We start from the raw sequence: 17,787 nt of genomic DNA on the forward strand, positions 1-17,787 counted from the left end.
CAGCTAGGTACGAGGCAGGGTCACGCCCTGCTGTCCCTGATATTTACCGCCGCGGTCGCGATAGGATGTCTCGCAGACTTCGTCGCTTTCGAAGAACAGCATTTGCGCGCAGCCTTCGCCCGCATAGATCTTCGCCGGCAAGGGCGTGGTGTTGGAAAACTCCAGCGTGACGTGGCCTTCCCATTCGGGCTCCAGCGGCGTCACGTTGACGATGATGCCGCAACGGGCATAGGTGCTCTTGCCCAGGCAGACCGTGAGAACGCTGCGGGGAATGCGGAAATACTCCACCGTGCGGGCCAGCGCGAAGGAGTTCGGCGGAATGATGCACACGTCGCCGGTAAAGTCGACAAAGGACTTTTCATCGAAAGCCTTGGGGTCGACGATGGTCGAATTGATATTGGTGAATATCTTGAATTCATTGGCGCAGCGCACATCGTAGCCGTAGCTGCTGGTGCCGTAGCTGACGATGCGATTGCCATTGACCGAACGGACCTGGCCCGGCTCGAACGGCTCTATCATTCCAGTGCCGGCCGACTGCCGGATCCAACGGTCGTTTTTTATGCTCATAGCCCTAACCTTATTACGTTGGCGCGTATTTTATCCCCTGTGCGCCCAAGAAGCGCGAATGGGGCAAAACAAATTCAATCCCTGGAAAACCAGCGGTAAACCAGCGCCAGCCCGTTGACCGTGCCGGCTGTCACCTCGGCCGTCAAGCCGCGTGCCAGGCGGTAGCTGGCCCTGCCCACCGTGCCCGTGTCCGACAACGCCTGCTGGATGCTCAGGGTAATGCCGCTGGATAGCTTCTTGCTGACCGTGATGAACTTGCGTTCAATGTCGCTGGTCCCGCTGTCCAGGCCGCTGACCACGCTTTCCGCCGGAAGGATGCTGCCCGCCGCGCCCAGATCGCCTGACCGTATGCTGACCTCGTCCACCCCGAACTTGCGGTAGAAAGGCTCGCCGCTGCCCAGGAACGAGGTGCCCACCGAAAACAGCAGGGCCACGTCGCCGCCCGAGTCGTTGGGGCCATGGCCCAGCAGCAGCCAGGAAAGCTTCTCGATCTCGCTGACCGCCGGATACGACACCAGGTCGATGCGCGGCCGCTTGGCCGTGCCGGCCACCCGCACACCCGCTTCGACAGCAAGTCCCGTGCGCAGCGCCTCGATGTCCAGCACGGGGCTGGCGATATCGCCCTGGAAGGTGATGGCGCCCCGGCGCAATTGCAGGCGCTGGCCATAGGCCTCGATGGCCCCGCCGCGCGTGCGCAGCGCCCCCATGGCGGTCAGCTTGCCGTCCGCCATCATCACATGCAGCTTGCCCACCAGGCCGGAGTTCACGCCATAGCCGGTCAGGTAGAAGCGGGGCCCCAGGTCCAGCTCAAGGTCCATGGACACGTCGGTCGGGGCGCTGACTTCCTTTTGCGTCTCGCCGGGCCGCAGGACGACCACATCGCCGTCCACCGTGGGGATGCCGCCCAGCATGTCAAGGTCGAACCAGCCTGCATCGGCGGTCACCGCCCCCTTGATCGCGATGCGCGGCAAGGCCGCGTCCAGCGCCAGCTTGCCGCTGACCATGGCGTAGCGGTCGGAGCGCTGCAGCAGCGGATAGCGATACAGGTCTATATTTACCAGTCCCCGCGACTCGAACAGATTCCAATCGCCGCTGAGCGTCAGGCTGCCGCCTTTCGCGTCGGGATTCGTGCTGACCCATTCCGCCGTGCGCCATTCCTTGGGCGTCACCCGCAAGATAGCCGGAAACGCCAGTTTGTCCAGAATCAGGCGGTCGCCCTGCAAGCGGGCGGAAAGCGTGCCATCGAGCAGGCGTATGCCGTCATCGACGCGTACAACCCGGATCTTGCTGCCCGTAATGGTGCCGCCCGTATCCCAGCTACCGTCAGGCTTGCTTTGCAGCTGCACCCTGGCCTGCACCGCGCCGCCCAGTTCCATGGCGTCGCCCAACAGCAGGCTGGTCCACCCCAGATCGTCGATATCGGCATCGACCTTGACCGCCTTGACGTCTTTCGGATTGAGGAACAAGCCGCCGCCCGGACTGGCATGCAGCAGGGTCGACGCGCTGGCCGATACCCGGCCCATTTCCCGCGTCACGATCCGGGCCTCGGCGCTGAGCCGGCTTACGGCGTTTCCGGCCTTCCTGGCGACCAGGTCCACGGCCAACTCCTGCAAGCCCAGCGGGAAGGCCGGCTCGGCCGGCACCATAAGGTCGCCCGATACGCGCGCAATATGCGCCTGGCCCTCCAGCGCCCCGGAAAAAGCCAGCTTCCAGTCCAGCGCCAGCACGATCTCGGTCAGGTCGCTGCCTTGATCGGACTTGATCTTGACCCCGCCCCGCTGCTCTTCATCACGAAAGGCCGGATCCAGTTTCTTGCGCAAATCGGCAATCAGGCGCGGCGAAACCGGCAGGCGGGCGATCGCGCCTTGCGTCTCCCAGCGCCCGGCACCGCCGCGCGATGCCTTGTGATCCAGGGTGAACACGCGTCGGGAGGACAACAGGAAATCGATGCGGGTATCGCCCACCTGCCATTGCCAGGCCGGCGCGGTCGCCGAAGGCAAAAAAGCGATACGCGCCGGCGCGGCGGCCTTCACGCCCAGGCCCGCATGCTCCGCGTCCAGGGTTTTCACAATGCCGCGCCAGCCCTCCAGCGCGTCTTGCTCCGACGGCCCCGGCCCCCAGCCGCCCTCCAGCACCGCATGCGCCTTGGCAGGCGCGCTGCCCACCTCTTGCGCCTTGCTGCCGGCCGGCGTGTACTGCACGGTCAAATCAGCCTTGTGGCTGGCCAGGACGCCTGACACTTCTCCCCGCAACTGGGCGCCTCCCGGAAGGTCGGGCCAGAATGCCGCCAACTGGGGCGCCGCCAGGTCCAGCTTCAGCCGGCTGTCCGCCGTCCCCAGCGAGCCGTCCGCCCTCAGGCGATTCCGGCCCAGCCGCAAATCCATGTCCACCGCCGCCAGTTGCAGGCCTTTCCAGACCGGCTCGTCCATGACGGCCTCGGCGGCCGCTTCCGCCTGGGCTTCGGGCCGGGCGCCTGGTCCGGTTGCGGATTCCGGTTTCTCGACGGCTACGGGGCCCGGCTTCGCCTCGTTGACGATACGGGCGCTCAAGCGGCCCGACAGCGCTTCCTTGTTCCATCTTGTTCCATCGGCAAAATCAATGGCGATTTCCACCGACCGGACCTGATCGCGGTCGTGCAACTGCACATCGAAATTGGCGGCCATGTTGACCACGGCGGGAGGAATGGCGGTGCCCACCAAGCGGCCGATATCCAGTTGTTCTGTCTTCAACGTTCCTTGCAGGCGATCCTGCACCACCGTGTCCACCACTTCGGATGTCCAATCCAGCCGGCTTTCAAGCAGGGAGCCGTCCGCCAGATGCAAGGCGGCTGTTGCGTCCTTCAAGGGAAATGCGGCACGCGGCGCAAGATTCGCATCGACATCGATGCTCATGCCCTGGCCGGCGCCATTGACTGCCAGCTTCAGGGCGTCCAGCGTGCCGGCCAGCGTGGTCTCGATGTCGAGCGTGCAATCGGAAGCGGCTTCCAAGCCTGCTGTTTCATTCTTATTCTTGTCATCCTGTGTTTTCAGGTTCTTGGCGCCGGCGTCCGCGTTCTTGGCAGCCTGATTCCCGCCCTTCTTGTTACCCGCATCCTGTCTTGCGGGCAGCGTCGAAACATAGCGGCTCGCACACAAAGGCGAGTCATTCCCGCGACCGACAACTCTCGTCGTCAATTGTGCCTGCATGGGCCAAGGATCCTGCAATGCCTGCAGCCTCACTTCGCCGCTGAGCTCGGCCCGCAGCATCTCGTGTTCGACATCCAGGCGCTGCAGCACCAATTGACCGCCATTCTCATCCAGCGCAAGCGCCGTGGACAATGGGCCCACCCGCAGCGGCACAGGCTTCCCATCCTGCGAGACATGCAGTTCGCCCACGGCAAAGCGATCGACGGCCACGCGCACCGGCAAGGCCGGCATGCGGAAAGGTTCTGAAGACGGCGGCGCATCCGGGTCGGAAAGCAGGTCCAGATCGACGCTGCCGGCCGACAGCTCGGCGACATGCAGGCGTCGGTCCCATAGCTCGCGCCACTGGACCTGCAAGCGGAAATCGCCAAGCTTCAGCGCGACAGTCTTTGGCACGGTCATCGAAAAATCGTCCACCTGCAAGCCGGTCCAAAGCGTTCCCGAAATACCGCGCGCCTGGCCGTCGAACTGCTCGGCAGCGGTGATCAATGCCCAGCGCGTACCCGGCTGCGTCGCCGCCACCCAATAGAGAAAGCCGCAAACCGCCACGATCAGCAGCACAAGCGGCGGCACCAACCACAGAAAAAGACGGCGCAACACAGTCATCAAAACGCAATACCCAGGGAAAAGTGCAGGCGCAGGCGCTTGTCGCGTTGACCATAGGCCAGATCCACAAAGAACGGCCCCGCCGGCGTGCGAAACGCCATGCCCACGCCATAACCCAGCGACATCTTCATTTGACCGAAAGAAGCCGCCGCATCGCCCGCATCCACAAAGAAATTCATGCCCAACTGCTCGGTGAAATAATGCGTGTATTCAACGCTGCCCACGACCAGCGCCGGCGCCCCGATAACGGCGTCGCCGCGATGCAGGCCTATGCTTTGATAGCGATAGCCGCGTATAGAGCGGGCGCCCCCCGTGCGATAGCCGAAATCCTGCGGCAGGCGATCCGTTTTGGACCAGACCTTGCCCACCTCGCCCCGCACAGTCAGCACATCGCGCCGCCCCACCGGCCACCATTGCTGCACGCGCAGGCTGGACCGGTAGAAGCGCTCGCCCTTGTCCAGCGTAACGCCGGCGCCCAAGCCGAAATCGATCAGATTGCCCTCGCGCGGATCGTACTTCTTGTCCACGTCGCGGCGCAGCCATTGCCAGGTGCCCACCAAGGTCGGAACCTCGAAACCCGGCGCGCCGCTGATGCGGGTCTTGTCGTAGGCGGCGATCAAGCCCCATTGCGTTTCGTATTCGACGCGGCTGTCGCCCGCCGCCTTGCGTTCCTGGCGCCGCTTCCAGCCCAGGCCGGCGCGCGTGTTGTCCAGGCCCTCGATATCGGAATGCTCGTACAGCACACCCACGCTGTCCTTGTAGCCACTGGCCGTAGGCGGCAAATGCACATCGAAGAAAGCGCGCTGGCGGTCCTTGTCGATGCCAGCGCCCGTTTCTATCCAGACCGGCTGCCCAAAAACCACATTCTGGCGATACAGGCCTTCGACGCGTATGCCATGATCGCTGTCCACACCCAGCGACGTGGTGACCCGCCGCGCGGGCGCCTCGGAAACCTGCACCCGGACGGGCAGCTCCACTTCGCCATCGGGCTTGGTCTTCCTGGCCGACTCGTCCTGATCCAGCGTGACAAAAGCGCCGCGAAAAAAGGAAGTGGCTTGCAAGGCCTGCTGCCATTCATCCAGCAGGTCCTGGTCGTAAGGGTCGCCCGGCGTGTACCGCACATAGCGATCGATCAGGCTGGCCGGCACGCGCTTCAGGCCGATCACCGTCACCTCGCCCATCGTGACGCGCGGCCCGCTGTCCACCTGGACCGACAAATCGGCCTTGGACTTCTCGGCATCCACCGTGGCCTGTGTGGACGCGAGCCGCGCAAAATAAAAATCCTTGCGGCTGACATCGTCCAGCAGGCCCGCCTTGGCGTTGCTCCAGGCCTCGTTCACGAAAGGCATGCCTTGCGTAAGCGGCCATTGATCCTTCAAGAGCTGGACGCGGGCGGCGAACTCGGGACGCTCGATCTGGCCCTTGAAACCCAGATTCACGCTGTCCACATGGGTGAGTTCGCCCGGCTCTATGATGATGTCCCAGGCCTCGCCATCCAGGCCTTCGCCGACCTCCAGCGTGACCGTGGGTGCGTAGTAGCCCTGCGTTTGCAGGGCCGATACGGTCGCGTCATGCGCGCGGCGCCTCAGGCGCGACACCTCGCCGCCGTCCTGATCCTCGGCCAGCCGGGTGATGGCCTGGACCGCGCTGTTGATGGATTGCAGAGCCTCAGGGGGAATCCCGCCCGGGTCGATGATGACCTCGGGCGGAGCCGCATGGGCGCTATGGGCCACCCCCCATGCCAACAACAGGCAAACCGCTCGAGCCCGCATTAAGTCACGTCTTCCTTGCCACCACGGTGGGAATTTTTCCGGACATGTCGCGCGGCAGGGCGGCCACATTGGCGGCTATGCGTTGCGCAATGTCGTTATAGGCCCTGGCCGCCTCACCCGCGGGGTCGGCAATCACGCTGGGATTGCCCGAGTCGGTCTGGGTTCGTATGCTTAATTGCAGCGGCAATGAGCCCAGCCAGGGCAAATTGAATTCCGCCGCCATGTTGCGCCCCCCGTTTTCGCCGAAGATAGGCTCGGCATGGCCACAGTTCGAGCAAATGTGCATGGACATGTTTTCGACCACGCCCAGCACCGGAACGTTCACTTTCTGGAACATGCGCAAGCCTTTGCGCGCGTCGGCCAGGGCCAGATCCTGAGGCGTCGTAACGATGACGGCGCCGGTCAGCGGCACTTTCTGGGCCATCGTCAGGGCGATATCGCCGGTTCCGGGCGGCATGTCGACGATCAGGTAGTCCAGGTCGTTCCAGTTGGTCTGGTTCAGCAACTGCGTCAGCGCCTGCGTCACCATCGGGCCGCGCCAGATGGCCGGCGAATCCTCTTCAATAAGAAAGCCGATGGAATTGGCCTGCAGGCCATGGCCCACCAGGGGCTCCATGGTCTTGCCGTCCAGGCTCTTGGGCTTGCCCGACAGGCCCAGCATGATGGGCACGCTGGGACCGTAGATATCGGCATCCAGCAAGCCTACCCGGGCTCCCTGGTTCAGCAGGGCCAGAGCGATGTTCACGGCCGTGGTGCTCTTGCCCACACCGCCCTTGCCCGAAGCCACGGCCACGATGTTGCGGACATTGGGCAAAGGCTTCAATCCGGGCTGCACGGCATGGGTCTCGATGGCCGTCTTCACGCGCAGGGACTTCAAGGCCAGTCCCAGCGGAGCCAAAGCGGTTTCAATCCGTTTCTGCAATTCCGCGTGCCCATTGTGCGATGGATAACCAAGGGGTACAGTGATATCTAGGTCCGTTCCCTTCAACTGTATTTCACAGTTCTTCGCCGTAACGGCAAGCTTCTTCTTGGTGTGGGGATCCGTCACTTCGGATAGCGCACCAAGTATTTGTTCAGGATTTGAGCTCATGACTATAGGCCTTGCTTGAAAAAAATACACCGAAGCCTCAAGAATAGCGGATAGAAGAATTTATTTTCCCCAAACGGACGCTCGGATTGGGGGAATTATTTTCCCCTTTCGGGGTCTACGTAATCAATATGAATACATTTAATCAAATTCTCCGCGGTATCTTGTTTCTGGTGCTGGCCATTTTCGGTATGGCCATGGCATTCATATTCATGCTTTCCACCGCAATCGCCGTCGCCATCCTGTATGTGGTGGCTCGCATCAAGGGCCGCCCCTTCGGCGTGAAAGCCTACTGGGAACAGCGCCGCAAGCCCGATTCGGCCAAAAACGTCTTTAAAAACAAGGATGTCACCGATATCGAGATGCGAGAAATCCCCTAAAGGCCCCGATGGCGAAGCCATCATACCCAGCACGCAAACGCGTGCTGGCATTCGCATACCAAACTTAACAATTCATCACTAATCCGCGCTGCGCGGACGCAAGCCCAAGCCCGAAATCGGATCATGGGCGGCGGCGGCGCGCCCGCCTGCTATGCTTGCGTGTTCAGCATGATGCCGGGGAAAGCCCTAAAATTGGCAGTTCCCCGCTTTTCTTCACTTTTTCATAGACATCTTCCGACATGCCTCGCACGCTATTCGTAACCACTGCCCTGCCTTACGCCAACGGTTCCTTCCACATCGGCCACATCATGGAATACATCCAGGCCGATATCTGGGTTCGTTCCATGCGAATGTCGGGGCATACGGTGCATTTCGTCGGCGCGGACGATGCCCATGGGGCGCCCATCATGCTCAAGGCGGAAAGCGAAGGCATCACGCCGCAGGCCCTGGTGGCCCGCTACGCCGGCGAACGCCCGCAGTACCTTAACGGCTTCCATATCGCTTTCGACCATTGGCACTCCACCGATTCGGCCGAGAACGTCGCCCTGTCGCAAGATATCTACCGCCGCCTGAAGGCCGCCGGCTTCATCGACACGCGCACCATCGAGCAGTTCTACGATCCCGTGAAGGGCATGTTCCTGCCCGACCGCTACATCAAGGGCGAGTGCCCGCGCTGCCACGCCAAGGACCAGTACGGCGATTCCTGCGAATCCTGCGGCGCCGTGTACGCGCCCACCGAGCTCATCAACCCCTACTCCACGCTGACCAAGGCCACGCCGGTATTGAAGTCGTCCGAGCACTTCTTCTTCAAGCTGTCCGATCCCCGCTGCGTCGAATTCCTGCAAGCCTGGACCACCGGCAGCAATGCCAGCGGCAACAAGCGCCTGCAGGCCGAAGTGCTGGCCAAGACCCGCGAGTGGCTGGGCACGGGCAGCGACGACGGCGAGGCCAAGCTGGCCGACTGGGACATCTCGCGTGATGAACCCTATTTCGGCATCCCCATTCCCGATGCCCCGGGCAAGTACTTCTATGTCTGGCTGGACGCGCCGGTGGGTTACCTGGCCTCGCTGAAAGCCTATTGCGACAAGCAGGGCCTGGATTTCGACGCGCTGACGGCGCCCGACAGCGACACCGAGCAAGTGCATTTCATCGGCAAGGACATCGTCTATTTCCACGCCCTGTTCTGGCCCGCCATGCTGAAGTTCTCCGGCAGGAAAACACCCGACGGCCTGCATGTGCACGGCTTCATCACCGTCAGCGGCGAAAAAATGTCCAAGAGCCGCGGCACCGGCATTTCGCCGCTGCGCTACCTGGAACTGGGCATGAACGCCGAATGGATGCGCTATTACATCGCGGCCAAGCTGAATTCCCACGTCGAAGACCTGGACTTCAACCCCGACGACTTCATCGCGCGCGTCAACAGCGACCTGGTCGGCAAATATGTCAATATCGCCAGCCGCGCCGCCAATTTCATCAGCAAGCATTTCGACGGCCAACTGGCCTACCTGGGCGACACCCAGACCCTGCAAGCCGAACTGGCGCAGGTGGCGGAAACGGTGCGCGCCGATTTCGAACAGCGCGAATACGGCCGCGCCATACGCCGCATCATGGCGCATGCCGACCAGATCAACCAGGCCTTCGACGCCGCCCAGCCTTGGGTCATGGCCAAGGGCATTGCCAGCGCCGACGACGAACAAAAAGCCGGACTGCAAAATGTATGTTCGCGCGCACTGGCCGGCTTCAAGGCTCTGTCGGTCATGCTGACTCCGGTGCTGCCGGTCCTTGCCGACAAGGTGGCGCGGGATCTGTTCGGCGCCGCGAACGCCTACCGCTGGCCGGATGCCAGCCAGCTGCCTACCTGGATCGCGCCTTTCAAGCACCTGATGCAGCGCGTGGAGCCCAAGATGCTCGACGACCTTTTCGAGCCGCCCGCCGAACCCGTGCCTATGCCCGGCGGCCAAGCCATCGCCGAACTCATCGACATCAAGGACTTCGCCAAGGTCGACCTGCGCATCGCACGCATCGTAAATTGCGAAGCCGTCGACGGCTCCGACAAGCTGCTGCGCCTGACGCTGGATGTGGGCGAAGACCGCCACCGCCAGGTGTTCTCGGGCATCAAGTCCTCCTACCAGCCGGCCGATCTCATCGACAAGCTGACCGTCCTGGTGGCCAACCTGGCTCCCCGCAAGATGCGCTTCGGCATATCCGAGGGCATGGTGCTTGCGGCCAGCCACAACGACGAGAAAACCGATCCGGGCATCTATATTCTTGAGCCCTGGCCGGGCGCCCAGCCCGGCATGCGCATCAGCTAGCGCCGCCCATGAGCCCGCACTTCGCCCCCGACCGCCAGGCCGCCGGCCATCGCAGCACCCTGGTCAGCGTTGCCGTCAACATCGCGCTGACCGCGATCCAGCTGGTCGTGGGGCTGTTCGCGCAATCGCAGGCCCTGGTGGCCGACGCCATCCACTCGCTGTCCGACCTGGTGTCCGACGGCGTCGTGCTGGTCGCCAACAAGCACAGCCAGAAGGCGCCCGACGCCGACCATCCCTACGGCCACAGGCGCTTCGAGACGGCCGCTTCGCTTATCATCGGCGCCCTGCTGCTGTCGGTCGGCATAGGCATGCTGTGGAACAGCTTCGTCAAGCTGCAAAGCCCGCAATCCATTCCCGAAGTGCACAGCGCCGCGCTCGCGGTCGCCCTGCTGGCCCTGGCATCCAAGGAACTGCTTTTCCGCTACATGCTGCGCGTCGCCAAACGGGTGCGTTCATCCATGCTGGTCGCCAATGCCTGGCACGCGCGCTCGGATGCGGCATCATCCCTGGTGGTGGCGCTGGGCATCCTGGCCAACCTTGGCGGCTTCCACCTGGCCGACCCGCTGGCGGCGCTGGTGGTGGGGCTGATGATCATACGCATGGGCTGGCGATTCTTCTTCGGCTCGTTCAACGACTTGATGGACTCGGCGGTGGACGAGGAAACCGAGGAAAGAATCCGCGGCCACTTGCTGTCCACCCCAGGCCTGCACGGCATACACGGGCTGAAGACACGCAAGCTGGGCGACATGATCTGGGTCGAGGTAGACCTGGAAATGGATGGCGATCTGACCATCACGGAAGGGCATGCCATCGCCACCGAGGCACGCAAGCGGGTCATGCAGAACGAACCCGTGCTGGACGTGATGACGCACTTCGATCCCGTGCATGTGCCGCCGGGAACCGTCAGCGAATAAAGCCCTGTCTGCCAGCGGTCCCAGCGCTCAAGCCAGACTGCGCACCTTCTCTTCCAATTCCAGCTTCAGCCCCTCGGGCAGCGGCATCTGGCGGGCAAGCTCGTCCAGATAGGCGCGCTCCATATAGGTTTGCTCGTCGATGACCAGTAGGCTGGCCAGATAGACTTCGGCCGCCTGTTCCGGCGTTTTTGCCAGGGCGGCGGTTTCCACGGGATCCGACGGCTTGGCCAGTTGCGCGTCGAACCAGGCGCGGTCGGCTTGACTGCTTGCCTTGGCGATTTCCGCGTCCAGCAGTTGGCGTTCTTCGGCGCCTATGTGCCCATCGGCCTTGGCGGCGGCGATCATCGCCGCCAATATCGTCCGGCTGTGCTCTTCAAGCTGGCTCGCGGGTATCGCGGCCGGCGCCGAGAGCGGCGGCGGCGCGATCTGCGCGGGATTGGAAACCGCCGCCTGCTCGGCCGACTTCTGCTGCCAGTCCTGATAAGTCTTCAGGGCCAAGGCGCCCAGCGCCGCGGCTCCGCCATACGCGGCCACGCTGCCGCCCATCTTGCGGAACTTCTTGTTGCCCAGGAGCAGTCCCAGTACGCCGCCGGTAAGCGCGCCCCCGCCAAAGCCGCCCAGCGTCGAGCTGATGCCGGGCGCCGCCTGATTCATCTTGCTGCCGGCATCCTGGGCCATGCTTTGGCCGGATTGAAGCACTTGCTGCAACAGTTGCTGTATGGACATATCGGTTTACCTATTCTTGGAATAAAGGGAATGCCAAGGTATGCCCCGCGGCATCCAATGGACCTATTGTTGACCCGATTTCAGACGGCAGGTTCCCGGAAACCTCATGCGTATCCCGTCAAGGTCGTCGAGCCGCAAGCTTTCAATCCCGCGAAAACGGCTTGCCCGAAAAATCGACCGTGACCAGATTGCCGTCCAGCTGGCCCATGCCCGGGGCATTCAGGGGCATGCCAGGCGCCGCAACCCCCTTGACGGAGGAATCCGCCAAAAGCTTGTTTACCACATTGGCAGGCACATGGCCCTCGATAAGCTGTCCTGTTTTTTCCACCACGCCAGTATGGCATGAGCTCAAGTTCATCGGCACGCCCAGCTTCTGCTTGACCGTGGCCATGTCGGCGGTTTTCACGGCCTTCACGTCAAAGCCGGCATCGCGCATGTGCTGGACCCAGCCGGAGCAGCATCCGCAATTGGGGTCCTGGTAAACGGTGATGGCCTTGTCGGCCGCATGCGCAAAAGATGACGCCGCCGCCAGGGCGGCCATGGTGAGCCAGATTTTCACGATAAGAACTCCATATTCGATTCAAATGAATTTCGCTCAAGACATCAATAGTTGTCTGGCGTTGGGCGGTATGTAAGCGTACTGCACATAGATGGCATCCCCTCTTGTATCGCGCGCAACGATATCCAGGCGCGCGCCAACCGTTCCTTTCGGCAGCTTCAGCGCCTGGGTAACGAAGGCGGGAAGAGCCTGGACGCTCATTTGCTCTGTATACGAGGCGGTCCGTTGGCGGTATCTTCGAAACAGAAGATCCTTGAAGCTGACCCCGTTCAGCTTTGCCGTGTCTATGGACGTAAGCTCCGGGAAACGGATAGTGCAGAAAAAGATTCGGACGTATAGCGAGAATTCGTTGTTGATCGAGAACTCGCGGTCGATGCAGACAATTTCCCCGCTATCCAGGAAGGCATCCCAAGGCCCGGCCTCCTTCACGATAAAGCGCTTCAGCACGTTGGTATAGATCGGCAGAATGCCGTCTCCGGCATCGTTGACGAAGCGGAAGTGCTGAAACGGCCCTCCCAGGGGATGAGACTGCTTGGCCACGAAAGTTCCCGAGCCATGGCGACGAACAAGAATACCCTCGTCGACCAGCAAGCGCAGCGCACGCTGCACCGTGCCCAGGCTGAAGCCTGAAGCCTGCACCAGGACATCTTCGGCAGGCAACTGCTCTTCAGCTTTCCACCGTCCCGCCGCAATCTCTTCCGCCAAGGCGTTCTTGAGCTGCAAATATTTGGGCAGACCTTCAGGACCAGCCAAGCGGATGTCGGGTAGCGAGCGAGAGGGTTTTATTGTCATGGCGATAGTTTATCCCTACGTCGAAATGCTGTTGCACAAAAAAAAAACCGACTGCGGTCTTGACAAGGATGTAAAGGCAGACGACACTAAAGTCCTACACAGGACTATAAGTGTTTATAAAGGTGTTGGCCACTACATGATCATCGAAGAACGCATCTATACCTGCCACTGCGGCAAGGCGGCCCAGTATGTCAAGGCATACCAGAACGAGGGCCTGGCCATCCAGCGCCCCATTCTTGGCCACTTGCTGGGCTACTTCCTGTCCGAGATGGGCACTCTTAATCAAGTCGTGCACATGTGGGCGTACGAAGACCTTGCCGACCGGGCCCGCCGCCGCGCGATATTGCTTTCCAACCCGGACTGGAAATCCTATGCGGCGAAGGTCCAGCCCTTTGTCCTGACACAGGAAAACAAAATATTGCTGCCCGCCGAGTTTTCGCCGTGGGCTCACGGCCCGGCCTACAACACGACGGAAGGCACCCAACCATGAAAATCCTATGCACGGAAGCCATGGCCCCCGCGGTTGCCGATCAATTAAGAAAACAGGCCGACGTGCTTGTCATGACCGACCGCAGCGTCGCCGGCTATCGGGCCGCCATCGCGGATGCGGACTTCCTTGTCGTGCGCAACAAGCTGCCCGACGACATCTTCGAATACGGTACCCGGCTGCGGGGCGTGGTCAGGCACGGTACAGGCCTGGACCTGATCCCGGTACAGGCCGCCACGCGGTTGGGCATCCCGGTCGCCAATGTCCCCGGCGCGAACGCCCAGGCGGTCGTGGAGCATTACGTTACAGCCATGCTCGCCTTTGCCCGGCCCTTGTCGCGCATGGAAGCGGCCACCCGGGCGCAAGGCTGGGATGCCGGACGCGCGCTTACCTCCGTTGCCACGCAGTTGTCGGGAAAGACGCTGGGCGTCATCGGCGTCGGCACTATCGGCCAAGGCCTGGCACAAGCCTGCATTGCGGGATTCGGCATGCAAGTGCTTGGCTTGCAACGGCCCGGTATCCCACTGCCCGCCAATGTGCGGCCGGCATCGCTTGCCGACCTGCTGGCCAATAGTGACTACGTGGCGCTGTGCTGCCCATTGACCGACGAAACGCGCGGCATGATCGGCATGCAGGAACTGCAAGGCATGAAGAAGAACGCGATCCTGTTGAATGCCGCCCGTGGCGCAATCGTGGATGAACAAGCCTTGATCGCCGCCCTGCAAGGAAAGCGGATACGGGGAGCGGCGCTGGACGTCTACGCGAACCAGCCCCTGAACTCCGCGCATGCCTTCTTCGGCCTGGACAACGTCCTGCTGACACCGCATGTTGCCGGGGTCACCGCCGAGAGCTTCAACGACATGAGTTCGGGCACCGTCAAGCAGCTTCTGCAGATGATGGCGGGCGAGCGGCCCGAATACCTGGTGAATCCCGAAGCATGGCCCGGCCGTTGCGCCGCCCAGGGAGGCAAGGCATGACAAAGACCGATCTGGACATCGTCGAACTGCGGGCCATCGCGTCATCCGTGCCCGTCCGCGATGGCGTGACGCTGGGCATAGGCCGGGCGGTCAAGCGCGACTGCGTGATCATCAAGATCGTGACGCGCGGCGGACTGGTAGGCTGGGGCGAGTCGCATCACGGCCGCTGTCCGGGTGCGATCGCCCACCTGGTAAACACCACCTTGCAGCAATTGCTGCTGGGCATGCCGGCCGATGAAGTCAACCGCATCTGGGATAAGGTCTACATGCGGCAGATGGCCAGCCACGGCATGGGCACGGCCGCCGCCCTGGCGTTCAGCGGCATCGACCAGGCGCTATGGGACATCCGGGGCCAGGCGGTCGGCTGGCCCGTCTATCGCCTGCTGGGGGGATCGCGCAAGCCCATTCCCGCCTATGCCGGCGGCATATCCCTGGGCTTCCAGGCGCCCGACACCCTGGTCAACGAGGTACACGCCTTGCGGGAACAGGGCTATCGGGCGATCAAGCTTCGCCTGGGCGACACCGCGGCGCTGGATATCGAACGCCTTCAGGCCGTACGGAAAGCGTTCGGCGACGAACTGGGCATCATGGCGGACGCCAATACCGCCTACTCGCTGACGGATGTGCGCAATGTGGCTTCCGCGCTGCGGGAGTGCCGGGTGATCTGGCTGGAAGAACCGTTCGCGCCACACGATTATCGCAGCTACGCCACCGCGGCTGCCCTGCTCGGGGCAACGCCCCTGGCGGCCGGCGAAAACCACTACACACGCTATGAATTCGCCCGCCTGATCGAAGACAAGGCGGTTGGCATTCTTCAGCCCGACGCATCCAAGGCCGGAGGCATTACCGAACTGATGCGCATTGCGGCGCTGGGCTCGGCCTGGCGGCTTCCCCTGTGTCCGCACACCTGCGCAACGGGATTGAACATGGCTTCCAGCATCCATGTGCTGGCCTCCATCGACAACGGCGGATATTTTGAAGCCGACACCGCCAAAGAGAATTTGTTTCGCGACCGCCTGACACGCCGCGCGGACAGCCTTGATGAAAACGGCTGCGTAAGCCCATCGGACGAGCCCGGACTGGGCGTAGCCGTCGATGAAGAGTTTCTTCGCGCCCATCCCGTCATCGAAGGCCCGGCCTACGTTTGACAGACACCTCTTTTCTTCACCTTATCAATGATCGAAGGACACCATGAAAATAATCGATGTCACCCTAACCCTGTTTGCCTGGGACGATATCCCGCCAACCAGCTATGCGGCGCATACAGGCAAGTTTGCCGGCTCCAGCAAGCTTGGGCTGCTTAAGATCGAAACCGACGAAGGAATCACGGGCCACAGCTTCCTGGGTTCGGCGTATTATGGCGCGGACCTGGACGGCCCCAACCTGATCAAATACCTGAAACCCATCCTGATGGGGCAAAACCCGCTGGACCGCGAGCGCCTGTACCACGCGCTATGGCGCAGGGCCCGGACCACCACCGTGCGCACGGTCGGCGCCTGCGATGTCGCGCTTTGGGACATCTGCGGCAAGGTGGCCGGCCTGCCCATCCATAGGCTGCTGGGCTCCTACCGGGACCGCGTGAAGGCGTATGCAAGCTCGATGATACTGGACAGCCCCCAGGAATATGCCGAAGAAGCGCTGCACTATAAATCGCTGAATTGGGCGGCCTACAAGATCCATCCCCCACACCCTTGGCAGGAAGACATCAAGGTCTGCGAAGCCGTCCGCAAGGCAGTGGGAGACGATTACCTGGTCATGCTGGACGCCGCATGGAGCTACCAGTATCCCGAAGCGGTGCGAGTGGGCCGCGCACTACAGGACCTGAACTACTACTGGTACGAGGATCCTTTGCACGATGCCGACATCTACAACTATGTGAAGCTCAAGCAGCAGCTGCACATTCCCATCATGGCAACCGAGTTCCCCGCCGTGGGCCTGGATTCCTACGCCCCCTGGGTGCTGCAGCAGGCGACCGATTTCCTGCGCGGCGACGTGGCGCTGAAAGGCGGCATCACCACCATGATGAAGACCGCCCACCTGGCCGAGTCATTCCGCATGAACTATGAAGTCCACCACGGAGGAAACTCCCTGAACAACATCGCCGGCCTGCACGTGATCATGGCGCTGAAGAACACCGAGTTCTTCGAAGTGCTGCTGCCCGATGGCGCCCAGAAATACGGGCTGGCTGAAGACATTCATGCCGACGCCGACGGCTATGTCTATGCGCCGACCGAGCCAGGGCTGGGCGCAAAAATCGATTTCGAACTGATCCAGAAGAAAACGGTAGCCGTACTGTCGTAGGCACGCCGCCCATCCCCATAACGTATAAAGGAAGAGACATGTCCCAACTTCGAACCACCCTCTTGGCGCTGCTGGTTGCGGCGTACGCAACTTGCAGCGGCGCCGCCCACGCCGCCTACCCGGAACGCAGCGTCAATGTCGTCGTGCCGTTCTCGGCCGGCGGCAGCACCGACATCGTGGCGCGCATCCTGGCCAACGGGCTTAGCAAGGAGTTCAAGCAGCCGGTCGTCGTGGAAAACAAACCCGGCGCCAGCGGCAATATTGCGGGCGACTACGTTGCCCGATCGAAACCCGACGGCTACACGCTGTTCGTGGGCACCAGCACGTCCATTGCCAATATCTCACTGTTCAAGAACCTGCCCTTCGATATCCTGAAGGACTTCATCCCGGTATCGCAGATCGTCCATACCCCGCTGGTGCTCATCGTCAACAACGACCTGCCGGTGAACGACGTGGCGGGCCTGATCGAGCTGGCGAAAAAGAAGCCCGGCGAACTGAATTACGGCTCCGGCGGCCCGGGGACGTCGCAGCATCTGGGCGGCGTCATGTTCACGACCATGGCCAATGTGGAAATGACGCACATCCCCTACAAGGGCGCCGCTCCGGCCGTTACAGATTTGATTGGCGGCAGCATCCAGGTCATGTTCGCCCCCTTGATCGACGCCCTGGGCTATATACGCAGCGGCAAGGTGAAAGCATTGGGTTTGACCACCGACAAGCCGGCTCCTCAAGTGCCGGATGTTCCACTCATCTCCAAGACGCTGCCGGGCTTCAACGTGGCCACGTGGAATGCGATTTTCGTTCCCGCCGGCACACCGGCGCCCGTTGTGGATGCCCTGTCCCGCAGCATCTCGGCGGTGATGCATAACCCGGAGGTACGCAAGACCGTTGAAAACCAGGGTTCCGAAGCGGTGGGCAGCAACCCGGCGGATTTCAAGAAATTCCTGGATAAGGAAGTCATATTGTGGAAGGGGCTGGTGGAGTCCTCGGGCGCGACGCCCAATTGATCGAGTTGAAACGGCGGTACTGTAAGACGGTGAAGCCATGACAGAATTTGCCCTGCGCCGAGGTGTTTTTGGCACAGGGCGAACTCTGGCATGGCTGCTAACGCAGTTGAAGAGCCAG

General features: G+C 62.1%; 15 protein-coding genes. 8 read left to right on the plus strand and 7 right to left on the minus strand.

The annotated features are described in order from the left end of the window. Positions 1-3 precede the first annotated feature (3 nt). The 4 genes from dcd to apbC form a co-directional block, all read right to left on the minus strand. Positions 4-567, minus strand: a complete 564-nt coding sequence (gene dcd / locus V0R37_RS03045; protein WP_420373084.1) for a dCTP deaminase — start codon at positions 565-567, stop codon at positions 4-6. Between the two features lie 74 nt (positions 568-641). Beyond that, on the minus strand, positions 642-4,355 hold the full coding sequence (locus V0R37_RS03050; RefSeq protein ID WP_420373085.1) for a translocation/assembly module TamB domain-containing protein: 3,714 nt from the start codon (positions 4,353-4,355) through the stop codon (positions 642-644). Further along, positions 4,355-6,127: an autotransporter assembly complex protein TamA gene (locus tag V0R37_RS03055; RefSeq protein WP_420373086.1), complete on the minus strand. Its 1,773-nt coding sequence runs from the start codon at positions 6,125-6,127 to the stop codon at positions 4,355-4,357. The genes V0R37_RS03050 and V0R37_RS03055 overlap by 1 nt, the downstream gene beginning before the upstream one ends. A gap of 4 nt (positions 6,128-6,131) precedes the next feature. Beyond that, entirely contained in the window at positions 6,132-7,217 is a 1,086-nt protein-coding gene (gene apbC / locus V0R37_RS03060) for an iron-sulfur cluster carrier protein ApbC (protein WP_420373087.1), read from the minus strand. A gap of 128 nt (positions 7,218-7,345) precedes the next feature. On the opposite strand from apbC, the gene V0R37_RS03065 reads away from it, so the two are divergent. From V0R37_RS03065 to V0R37_RS03075, 3 genes are all read left to right on the plus strand, one after another. Beyond that, positions 7,346-7,594: a hypothetical protein gene (locus V0R37_RS03065; RefSeq protein ID WP_420373088.1), complete on the plus strand. Its 249-nt coding sequence runs from the start codon at positions 7,346-7,348 to the stop codon at positions 7,592-7,594. Positions 7,595-7,833: 239 nt separating this feature from the next. Further along, positions 7,834-9,906 (plus strand): methionine--tRNA ligase, encoded by a 2,073-nt coding sequence (metG, locus tag V0R37_RS03070; protein WP_420373089.1) that lies wholly within the window; start codon positions 7,834-7,836, stop codon positions 9,904-9,906. Positions 9,907-9,914: 8 nt separating this feature from the next. Further along, complete coding sequence (locus tag V0R37_RS03075) at positions 9,915-10,820, plus strand: cation diffusion facilitator family transporter (protein ID WP_420373090.1); 906 nt, start codon at positions 9,915-9,917, stop codon at positions 10,818-10,820. 27 nt (positions 10,821-10,847) lie between these two features. Here V0R37_RS03075 and V0R37_RS03080 read toward each other — a convergent pair whose 3' ends face one another. From V0R37_RS03080 to V0R37_RS03090, 3 genes are all read right to left on the minus strand, one after another. Further along, positions 10,848-11,546, minus strand: coding sequence for a tellurite resistance TerB family protein (locus tag V0R37_RS03080; protein ID WP_420373091.1), 699 nt, complete (start codon positions 11,544-11,546; stop codon positions 10,848-10,850). A gap of 142 nt (positions 11,547-11,688) precedes the next feature. Continuing rightward, entirely contained in the window at positions 11,689-12,105 is a 417-nt protein-coding gene (locus V0R37_RS03085; RefSeq protein ID WP_420373092.1) for a DUF411 domain-containing protein, read from the minus strand. 36 nt (positions 12,106-12,141) lie between these two features. Then, positions 12,142-12,897 carry a GntR family transcriptional regulator gene (locus tag V0R37_RS03090; RefSeq protein WP_420373093.1) on the minus strand — a complete coding sequence of 252 codons (756 nt, stop codon included), beginning with the start codon at positions 12,895-12,897 and terminating at the stop codon, positions 12,142-12,144. A gap of 136 nt (positions 12,898-13,033) precedes the next feature. Between V0R37_RS03090 and V0R37_RS03095 the strand changes: the two genes are divergently transcribed. From V0R37_RS03095 to V0R37_RS03115, 5 genes are read left to right on the plus strand one after another with little or no spacing between them, the layout of a single operon-like run. Beyond that, entirely contained in the window at positions 13,034-13,387 is a 354-nt protein-coding gene (locus V0R37_RS03095; protein ID WP_420373094.1) for an NIPSNAP family protein, read from the plus strand. After that, positions 13,384-14,361: an NAD(P)-dependent oxidoreductase gene (locus V0R37_RS03100; RefSeq protein ID WP_420373095.1), complete on the plus strand. Its 978-nt coding sequence runs from the start codon at positions 13,384-13,386 to the stop codon at positions 14,359-14,361. The genes V0R37_RS03095 and V0R37_RS03100 overlap by 4 nt, the downstream gene beginning before the upstream one ends. Beyond that, positions 14,358-15,509 carry a mandelate racemase/muconate lactonizing enzyme family protein gene (locus V0R37_RS03105; RefSeq protein ID WP_420373096.1) on the plus strand — a complete coding sequence of 384 codons (1,152 nt, stop codon included), beginning with the start codon at positions 14,358-14,360 and terminating at the stop codon, positions 15,507-15,509. Before V0R37_RS03100 ends, V0R37_RS03105 begins: the two co-directional genes overlap by 4 nt. A gap of 43 nt (positions 15,510-15,552) precedes the next feature. Further along, positions 15,553-16,662, plus strand: a complete 1,110-nt coding sequence (locus tag V0R37_RS03110) for an enolase C-terminal domain-like protein (protein WP_420373097.1) — start codon at positions 15,553-15,555, stop codon at positions 16,660-16,662. Between the two features lie 38 nt (positions 16,663-16,700). Beyond that, a complete protein-coding gene (locus V0R37_RS03115; RefSeq protein ID WP_420373098.1) occupies positions 16,701-17,669 on the plus strand; it encodes a Bug family tripartite tricarboxylate transporter substrate binding protein in 969 nt (322 codons plus the stop codon). The last annotated feature ends 118 nt before the right edge of the window (positions 17,670-17,787 follow it).

Origin of the sequence: Pollutimonas rozaliensis, from assembly GCF_048751585.1 — a bacterium.
Taxonomy (GTDB): domain Bacteria; phylum Pseudomonadota; class Gammaproteobacteria; order Burkholderiales; family Burkholderiaceae_B.